This is a genomic window from Pseudoalteromonas sp. P1-26 (genome assembly GCF_001401795.1).
Classification (GTDB): domain Bacteria; phylum Pseudomonadota; class Gammaproteobacteria; order Enterobacterales; family Alteromonadaceae; genus Pseudoalteromonas.
Genome location: NZ_LKDX01000080.1, coordinates 1 through 8,883 on the forward strand (window position 1 = coordinate 1; position 8,883 = coordinate 8,883).

The following is an 8,883-nucleotide window of genomic DNA, read 5'->3' on the forward strand; positions in this document are numbered from 1 at the left end:
GGTAAAAAGTACCTGACCATGGATGGAGCTGAATAGGTGAAATCAGAGGGTAAACTGGAAATTACAGACGAATTGTTGCTTTATCGAGAATACTATTAGGATTTATGACGAAGTATTTCTGTTTAATGGCATCGAAACAAAACAATCATCATTGAAAAAAAGACTCAAAGAAAAGGTGTTTGAACATAAATTCTTTGCTGATATCCAAAGCAAATTATCTAACCTAGTGACAATATCAGACTATAAAATCAAAGAACCTCAAATTTGAATCGCCCCGTGTTTGCCAGAGACTCAATAACTTGAGAAACTGGAACTATGAAAAAATCAAATCGCTATACATCAGAATTTCGTGAACGTGCAATTAGGCTTGTTACCACACAACAGCATGAATACCCTTCTCTTTGGGCTGCGCTAGTATCGATTTCAGATAAACTGGGATGTACCCCAGAAACACTTAGAGCATGGGTCAAGAAATCTCAAGCTCAACCGTCTAAACCCTCTTCTAATACGCAATCAACTGAAGAACGCCTTGCCGTCTTAGAGCGCGAGAATAAAGAGCTCAAGCGAACGAATGATATCCTGAGGCAAGCTGCCGCTTTTTTCGCCCAAGCGGAGCTCGACCGCAAACAGAAGTAATAGTGGATTTTATTGATGCTTGCAGAGAGCATTACGGTGTCGAGTCAATTTGCAAGGAATTGCCGATTGCACCATCAACGTATTATTCTCATAAACAGATACAAAGAGAGCCTGAGCGACTGTCTAACCGCAAAAAGCGTGATGCTGAGCTGATAATACTCATTCGCGAAGTGTGGGAGGATAATATGTCAGTTTATGGTGCAAGAAAAATATGGAAGCAGCTACAGCTTGACGACCATCAAGTCGCCCGCTGTACAGTCGAACGATTGATGCGAGTTATGGGAATTCAAGGTGTTCGTCGGGGTAAAGCACATAAGACAACGATACCTGACGAGCAACAAGATAAGCCACTTGATTTAGTTAATCGTCAATTTACTGCTGAGCAGCCAAATCAACTTTGGGTAGCTGACATCACCTATGGTGTGCCCGGAGTTCAGGGCTAACAAGGATGTTTAAATTGAACCACGAACCTGTCTGTAATCCATGACAATATTGGCAGGAGCCAATAAGTTATGGCTACTTCTGGTTGTGCAGAAGTATGAGTCTGAGCGGCAGTGACTTACCGTATGCTGGTAAGGTAATGTAACTCGCTGACAACGGGAAGTGAGGCGAATTCGTTAAGCCAAGATGCTTCTCTAGACTAAGTATTGGACGGATGAAGAACATGAACCGATTAATCCGCATCTGTGGGCTGAAACGTCGCCACCGTCTACACGAGTTAACAGGCGGTATGACGCTGATATTGTGCAATAAGTAGCTGCGCAATAACCGAACTGGTCAGCAAAATGTAAGTGCTTGCCAGTGGATAAACGCCAAATCACAAGTCTGCGTTTAAGCGTCATCACCTTACAGCACGATAAGGTTAAAGACTGCGATCGGCATCCCCCCCAATATGTTTGAGTTCAGGCCGGTAAACCGGGGAAGGTCTATTTGCATGCTAAGGGAGCATGACCCCGATGACAAATAGGCTGGCGGAGCGCTCGTAGTAGTCCGGGATGGGGAAAGCCCATTACATGGCGAAGGGGCGCAGCTTAATTGATTTACGTCGGCAAATTAGCTGACCTTAACGAGGTGAAGACCTTTGATAATCAGTGAAATGCAACGTAAATTGGCAACATGGACTCAAGCGGATAAATCGCGACGAGTCAATCGACTACTGCGCTTAATTAGTCATCCTCGATGGCTGAAACACGCAGCCGAAATCACCCTTGCAGCCAGAGGAGCGAAAACACCGGGCGTAGACGGGAACACTAAATTCCATCTAAAAGAAGGGTTAGATGAAGAGCTCGCCATACTCAGCCAAGCACTGAGAGATGGCTCTTATCAACCACTTCCGGCAAGGCGAATTTATATTCCCAAAACAAACGGCAAACAACGCCCTTTAGGTATTCCTACCCTGAAAGATCGCATAGTGCAACGCGCCATGCTAATGGCTATGGAGCCAATCTGGGAAAATGACTTTCACTCGTTATCCTATGGCTTCAGACCTGAACGCAGTGTGCATCACGCGATCCGGACAGTAAAACTTCAGTTGACTGATTCCAGTCAGGAGAAAGGACGCTGGGTGATTGAAGGCGATATGTCGAGCTATTTTGATACAGTTCATCATCGATTATTGATGAAGTGCGTCCGTAAACGGATTGCCTGTAAACGGTTCAATCAGCTGCTCTGGCTCTTTATCAAGGCCGGTCATGTTGAAAAGAACCTGTTCTGTGCCACTAACCAAGGCGTACCGCAAGGTGGCGTGATCTCACCACTGCTGTCAAACATCATGCTTAATGAGTTCGATCAGTACCTGAACCAATGCTACCTTAGCAAAAAGGCACGTAAAGATCGCTGGTACTGGAACCACAGTATCAAGATCGGTCGCAAGCCTGCCCTTGAGGAGGAGCGACAATGGAAGCCTGGCGTCGCATACTGTCGTTATGCCGATGACTTTGTTGTTATCGTCAAAGGCACCAAACAACAGGCGCAGGTGATCCGAGAGCAATGCCGAGACTTTCTGGAAAGCAAACTCAAGCTTACGTTGAACATGGAGAAGACCCAAGTTACTCATGTCAATGACGGCTTTGTCTTCTTGGGACATAGAGTGATCCGCAAACGAGGCCCAAAAGGCAACATGCGTGTGGTCAGCACTATCCCGAAAGATAAAGCGAGAGCGTTTACTTGTTCGCTCAACAAAGAACTATCTGGTGACTATAGCTGTAGTCCAATCGATAAGATAGAAAAACTTAACCAGAAACTTAAAGGCTGGTCACAGTTTTACCGTCATACCGATTTCACGGCTAAGGTTTATAGTAAGATAGACAGAGCGGTATTCTGGAAACTGGCTTACTGGTTCGCAGCTAAGTTTAAAACCAGCATCAAGAAGCTAATGATGAAGTTGATCAGACGACCAGAACCCGGCAAAGCGAAAACATGGGTCTATTTCGGTAGGAGCAACAAAGGCAACTTATGCGGTCAATCACTATTTCGATTAGTGAGTAGCCCTAAACGACCTTTTAGATGGCGATTACCAGAATCGAACCCGTATTGCCGGAACGAGGACGAGGTCAGAAATACTGTCACCTCAAGATATCAAGATGTTGCAATGGCTGTTAGCCACAATTAAGTGGAGAGCCGGATGCGCTGAAAGGTGCACGTCCGGTTCGGAGAGGAGAGGTTGGGAGATAGCACGACTACGCCCCGCCTCTTACTCTACTTGCCACATGGAGTGGGTTTGTTTATGTCGCTTTCGTGATAGATGTTTTTTCACGATACATTGTAGGTTGGCGTGTATCAACGACAATGCACACAGAGCTTATTCTTGATGCGTTAGAGCAAGCTATTTGGCATCGTGGCAACCCCGAAGGGTTAATTCACCACAGCGACAGAGGCAGCCAATATTTGTCTATACGATACACTGAGCGACTTGCTGAAGCTGGAATTCAAGCGTCTGTAGGCAGTGTGGGTGACTCTTATGACAATGCATTGGCTGAAACAATAAATGGATTATTTAAAACAGAGATTATTCGCAGAAATGGCCCGTGGAAGAATGTTGATGCTGTTGAATACGCAACGTTAGAGTGGGTCAATTGGTTTAATAATCAACGCTTATTATCTTCAATTGGGTATATTTCACCAGCTCAATATGAAACAGACTACTATGATAATTTAAACGAGTCAGGTAAAGTGGCCTGACTTAAACAAACTGGTCTCCGATGAACTCGGGGCGATTCATTTGTATACATTCGACAGCGTGCCTATTATCTCATTTTGTCATACACAGTTTTCATCTAAAATAACCTGTTGCGCCTTTAAAAATAGGCGTATACGCTTTGTTTACACCCGTATACATCAGAGGTATTTTAGAATGGCTATTCTAAGCATCCGAATTGACGATAAATTAAAAGAGTCTTTAAGTAGTGAGGCGCAAAAGGAAGGTATTTCTTTATCTGAATATGTGAAGAAATCACTGGAAATTAAGAGCGTTGATACTCATATACTAGCAACAGAGAAAAACTTAAAAAGCTCTGTTGATAGTATTAAAGATTTAGCGCTCGTCTCTCAGGAGACTGTACACGAAGTTGAACTAAATATTCAGCGGCTAAATGAATCGCTTAAAAATGCAAATCACTTAAAAGAAATCAAAAAATTGAAATGGATATTGATTTCTATATCCCTCATCTTTGTATCAATCTCGATCCCAATATTTCACTTTAATATTGCTTATTTCAAAACCTTCTTTTATTAGGCTTTATCCTGAATAATTTAAGGCCTATGAGCCAAGCCTATTAGTAAATATTCCAGTTACCGGAAAGCCTTTGCCGTCCAACACCTCTGTATTAAGCTTTTCACTTTACGATGAATTACCTTCAACAACTTAATTTAAATAAACTTTTTAAAGGCGTTTTCAAAAGACTATAAGTGTATAATTATGGCGCAGGTTTTGCAGTTAATATCACTCATACGATCATACTAAGGAAAAGAACCTATGCGAGTTGATGCAAACGTACATTATTTTAATGGGAACCAGCGTACCAAGCCTTCAACAGAGGCCTCAACGTCATTTTCGGCTGCATTAACAGCAGCACAAACAGACAATGATAAGACTGACAGCAGCACAAAACAGGCGGATTTCACTAGTATGACCCGGCAAGAAATGCGGGACTGGGCCAACACTCAAATCCGCAATGGAGAAATGTCTCTCGATGACGGCAGGCCTTTCATGGCTATGACTATGAAAATACCCGTAAATGGAGGCGAACTGGCAGGTGCACACAGTGATGAAACACGATATAACTTCATTCAAAAAACGCGTGATGGCATCCAAGGCGCACTGTCACGCAATGACGAGACTACTTTGAAGATGTTAGAATCAGCTATGTCTATCATGCAAGACAAAAGTACTGGTGTTAACATTCGTATTTAGAAATATAAAAAGGCCAGAATGTCTGGCCTACATCATTAATAAATCAAAGAATACTGATCTGGACTGACATAGTATTCCATGGCGAATTAGTCGAAGTATTTTGGTATTTGAATAATCCGTTTTGATGACCATCGACATTGTATTCATTGAGGAAACCCACGACAGTTTGCCCAGCGGTACAAGGCCATGTGTAGTTACTACCAGTCACACAAACAGGCGTACTTGAGTACATTGTGGAACTCGGAAGTAACCCACCGTTCATCCAAGCAATATGATTATAACCATAACCAATTTCTAAAACAGCAGTACGCAGCTGCTCTCCCCCATGATCACATGCAGTTGTTGTCATACCAACAGTGGACTCCCACCCACAATCAGTTGAACCAACAGCATATACCCACATTGAAGATAGCGGCGGAGCTGATGCTCGAGCCATTAATTCAGACTCCATGCGGATGTTTTTGATTTCGGCAGGAGCTGGAGCATTCTGACTAGTGAGTACAGGAAGGGAGGTAATTACTTGTTGACTGCGCGGAACTTCCTCAGCATAACTCATATTACTTACACCAGTTGCTATGACTACAGATAGCAGGCCAATTAATTAAATTTATTTTCATAGTCCTTGAATTTCCCTTTTAATATCAATTGAAAGGTATTTATAGTTCACGCCTTTAGCATTGTCAAAAAATGAAAACATAATGATAAATAATTAATTTTTATATTTGTTAACTGATAGCAGAAAATCAAACACAAGACCTTCATCCAACAACTGAGTTTCACCGGTGAAACTTTAATTTTAGCGGCTAAAATAATGGGGTATCACACTTTGACCTGCAATACCCCCTACCTAACAATTAACCTATTAAACTTATAACCAATTGGGCTACAGAAATTAGGGAAATTAAATTAATAGAAAACCTTCCTTCTACTTTCACTTTATAATGAATATCTATTTTCATTCGCGTGCTCATTAATATTGATAGTGCCCCAACCGCAGTGTAATCTTAAATTGCCGTAAAAGATTGGCGGTTAGAACGTGGCATCCATGCCATTTTACTATCGTTGATTTTCAACCAGGCCTCGTGCCTGGTTACCTTCATTTTTTATGTTTCTTTGATACTAACAAAATTTTTTAACTATCTGCGGCGCTGAAAAAATTAACCTGTCGCCTTAGTTCCGCTTAATCATAATTTAACGCATAGCACTTTTACGAATAAGCAAAAGGTGAGTATTTATTAAAATAATTGCCGGTGTATCTACCATTTCACATTAAAAACAGGTGCGGCGGCACTCTAGGTTACACTGTCGTATTAACCTAGAGGCCTTGCCATGTAAGCGCTAATAACGAATTGCACACGGGAAAGTTACACGCGTGATGTGAACGGTACTTTTGAACGGACTCGATAAAGTTATTGAATAAACAGGTCTGATAAACACAGCCGTACGTATTGCTATCTGTGCGTTGCTAATTTAGAAAAGTCCCTGACACGTTTCTGTCCAAAGACGAGTTTTATCTTTGGTCAAGATTGTGGCTGCTCAAACCATCTATTATGACTTTTAATACTCAAATACTCAGTTGTAGCTCGATTGAGATTTGGTAGTAGAAATTATTTTGAACCTTTATCAAATTTACCCGTTCGATTCTTACACAAATTTAATTAGAAGAGTGTCAGTAGAACCCTTCTTAATACCATTAGAATCAATACCTAAAGCCAAAGTCATCACCAGAAATAATGGGAGGTGTAGGTTTAATTATTAAAACAGTGAATACACAGATTAATTTATAAGGCTGAATTCTAATCTTGACAATTTTTGATACTATAATAACAAATTCAACTAATAATCTTATTTTTTTGTTACTATAACAGCAATTTTATTCACCATCGGTGATGGCTTTTATATTGTCTCTTGATGAAATAACCTTCAATACCATTTCATATGTGACACAATAGTAACAAATAATGTCATTATTTATGCTATAATTGATACTATAGTGACATATTTGGAGGTGTGTATGTTATCCCTTTATACTGCTTATGATTTGCAGATGGATCTCAAAGAGTTTATCAAGTCAGCTCGAAAAAAAGACAAACTCAGTGTTCAGAAGTTAGCCGATCTGTCTGGCGTGCCTTATGCGACGATCCGAAAGTTTGAATCATCTGGTAACATCTCATTGCGTCAGTTTCTAATGCTTTATGAGACCGTCGGAGACTTGAAAAAAGTGAAAGAGCTGACAAAGTCGTGTGAGCCTGAATTCAAATCAATAGAGGATGTGCTACGACATGCTTAAATCTGCCCTAACCGTAAGGCGTAAGCTTAGCACCGGTGAAAAGGTGCTTGTCGGCAAGCTTGTTGAAAATAGTCAACAAAGCTTCTTTCAATTTGACGAGACGTATTTAAACGCTCACTCTACTTCTTTGGCCCCGTTCAATTTAAAAGCAGACACAAGCCTACAAGCTGCGCCTAGAAAACCGCATTATGGCATCCATGGAGTTTTTGCAGACAGCCTCCCTGATGGTTGGGGTCTTTATCTCATGGATCGTGTATTTAGGCAGAACAATCAGAACCCAAAAACAGTTACCGCTTTAGAGCGTTTGGCCTACCTAGGTGAGAGATGTATGGGGGCGTTGAGCTATGAGCCAGAGTTAGATTTACTTGATGAGTCCAAGGATTCAATTGATATTATTACCCTCGGTCGAGCTGCGATTGAAGAATTTGAAGGCACTGAGTCAGCTTTGCTTGAGCACTTGATGAAAACGGGTGGATCGGGTGGTGCTAGGCCAAAAATGAACGTTACGCGTTTAGCGAATGGTCAATATTCAACATTAGACGACGTACAAGGCACAAAGCTTATAGTAAAGCTTACATCAGAAAAGTTTGACTTGAAGCACTCTGAATCAATAGTTGAATATTGCTACATGCAAATTGCTCGTAATGTTGGCATCGAGGTTCCTGAGTTTGATTTAATTGATGCGGGTAATGGAAGATATTGGCTAGAGCAGGAGCGATTTGATTGCACAGAGCAAGGTGGTCGAATTCATATGATTTCTGCTTGTGGGTTATTAGATGCCCCTTTTCGAGAACCTTCTTTGGACTATGTGGATTTAGTAAAAGCTACGCGCATCATGTGCAGTGTTACAGAGTCTCAGAAGCTCATTAAGCGTTGCATGTTTAACTATTTAACTGTTAACCAAGATGATCATAGTAAGAACTTCAGTTTTCTTGCCAGTGACTCCGATGTTTGGACGCTATCACCTTTCTACGACATTGTTTACAGCCCAAGTCCTTACAAAGAGCATATGACGGCTTTTGGTGGTAATGGCCAAACACCAAAGAATGTACTAAATCAGCTAGCTGCTCAGTCGGGGTTGTCTTCAAAAAAAGCGATTATGACTATGGCTGAAGAAATATTTGAAGCAACGCGCTCGTTTAGGCATGAGGCCAAGCATTTAGGTTTGTCATCTAATCTAATCAATGAGATTGATAATGATATGATAGAAAAGTTTAAGGCGCTTTAAATACAGGATAATTAAAGTTGTCATGCCTTATTTTGCAAATGTCAGATAAGTTGAGAGATCTATACTATTTTTAGTCTAAAATAGGAGCCGCCTGTTAAGGCCCATACCAAAAATATGAAAGCTGACTTATCTGTATTAGCTGAAAAGAATTTAGCTCAAATCTAAACTGACAGTCACCGATTGAAAAACGGGTAACTGTCAGATCAAGTCTGAGCTAGTACATGGGGAGGTGTTAACACCAAGCGATTTTGTCGTACTTTAATTACCACGCGATTCTGTCGTAATCGCTAATTACCAAGGGAAATTGACGGTTATCTT

8 protein-coding genes, 1 pseudogene and 1 other annotated feature are annotated in these 8,883 nt (G+C 41.2%); of the genes and pseudogenes, 8 read left to right on the forward strand and 1 reads right to left on the reverse strand.

Going from position 1 to position 8,883, the window contains the following annotated elements:
• Positions 1-315 precede the first annotated feature (315 nt).
• The 6 genes and pseudogenes from AN394_RS20495 to AN394_RS20520 all read left to right on the forward strand — a co-directional run bounded on the left by AN394_RS20495 (position 316) and on the right by AN394_RS20520 (position 5,047).
• Positions 316-636 (forward strand): transposase, encoded by a 321-nt coding sequence (locus AN394_RS20495; RefSeq protein ID WP_008130909.1) that lies wholly within the window; start codon positions 316-318, stop codon positions 634-636.
• Positions 594-710: a sequence feature (AL1L pseudoknot), on the forward strand. It overlaps the preceding gene by 43 nt.
• On the forward strand, positions 639-1,079 hold the full coding sequence (locus tag AN394_RS22460) for an IS3 family transposase (protein ID WP_082423037.1): 441 nt from the start codon (positions 639-641) through the stop codon (positions 1,077-1,079). Its footprint overlaps the feature before it by 72 nt.
• 638 nt (positions 1,080-1,717) lie before the next feature.
• Positions 1,718-3,247, forward strand: coding sequence for a group II intron reverse transcriptase/maturase (gene ltrA, locus AN394_RS20505; protein ID WP_055022429.1), 1,530 nt, complete (start codon positions 1,718-1,720; stop codon positions 3,245-3,247).
• 83 nt (positions 3,248-3,330) lie between these two features.
• Positions 3,331-3,816 (forward strand): annotated as a pseudogene (locus AN394_RS20510) (IS3 family transposase); the annotation flags it as partial.
• A gap of 172 nt (positions 3,817-3,988) precedes the next feature.
• Entirely contained in the window at positions 3,989-4,369 is a 381-nt protein-coding gene (locus AN394_RS20515; RefSeq protein WP_024606317.1) for a hypothetical protein, read from the forward strand.
• Positions 4,370-4,609: 240 nt separating this feature from the next.
• On the forward strand, positions 4,610-5,047 hold the full coding sequence (locus AN394_RS20520; RefSeq protein ID WP_013463093.1) for a hypothetical protein: 438 nt from the start codon (positions 4,610-4,612) through the stop codon (positions 5,045-5,047).
• 43 nt (positions 5,048-5,090) lie between these two features.
• Here the strand turns inward: AN394_RS20520 and AN394_RS20525 are convergent, their stop codons facing one another.
• Positions 5,091-5,483: a YolA family protein gene (locus tag AN394_RS20525; RefSeq protein WP_199524511.1), complete on the reverse strand. Its 393-nt coding sequence runs from the start codon at positions 5,481-5,483 to the stop codon at positions 5,091-5,093.
• A gap of 1,578 nt (positions 5,484-7,061) precedes the next feature.
• On the opposite strand from AN394_RS20525, the gene AN394_RS20530 reads away from it, so the two are divergent.
• Both AN394_RS20530 and AN394_RS20535 read left to right on the forward strand, forming a co-directional pair.
• Positions 7,062-7,337, forward strand: coding sequence for a helix-turn-helix transcriptional regulator (locus tag AN394_RS20530; RefSeq protein WP_036973834.1), 276 nt, complete (start codon positions 7,062-7,064; stop codon positions 7,335-7,337).
• Positions 7,330-8,565, forward strand: a complete 1,236-nt coding sequence (locus AN394_RS20535) for a type II toxin-antitoxin system HipA family toxin (protein WP_036973835.1) — start codon at positions 7,330-7,332, stop codon at positions 8,563-8,565. Before AN394_RS20530 ends, AN394_RS20535 begins: the two co-directional genes overlap by 8 nt.
• Positions 8,566-8,883 lie beyond the last annotated feature (318 nt).

Bases quoted from the DNA above. Each gene is read 5' to 3' on its own strand.
- AN394_RS20495 (WP_008130909.1), top strand. From the start codon at position 316: ATGAAAAAATCAAATCGCTATACATCAGAATTTCGTGAACGTGCAATT.
- AN394_RS20515 (WP_024606317.1), top strand. From the start codon at position 3,989: ATGGCTATTCTAAGCATCCGAATTGACGATAAATTAAAAGAGTCTTTA.
- AN394_RS20520 (WP_013463093.1), top strand. From the start codon at position 4,610: ATGCGAGTTGATGCAAACGTACATTATTTTAATGGGAACCAGCGTACC.
- AN394_RS20525 (WP_199524511.1), bottom strand. From the start codon at position 5,483: ATGGCTCGAGCATCAGCTCCGCCGCTATCTTCAATGTGGGTATATGCT.
- AN394_RS20530 (WP_036973834.1), top strand. From the start codon at position 7,062: ATGTTATCCCTTTATACTGCTTATGATTTGCAGATGGATCTCAAAGAG.
- AN394_RS20535 (WP_036973835.1), top strand. From the start codon at position 7,330: ATGCTTAAATCTGCCCTAACCGTAAGGCGTAAGCTTAGCACCGGTGAA.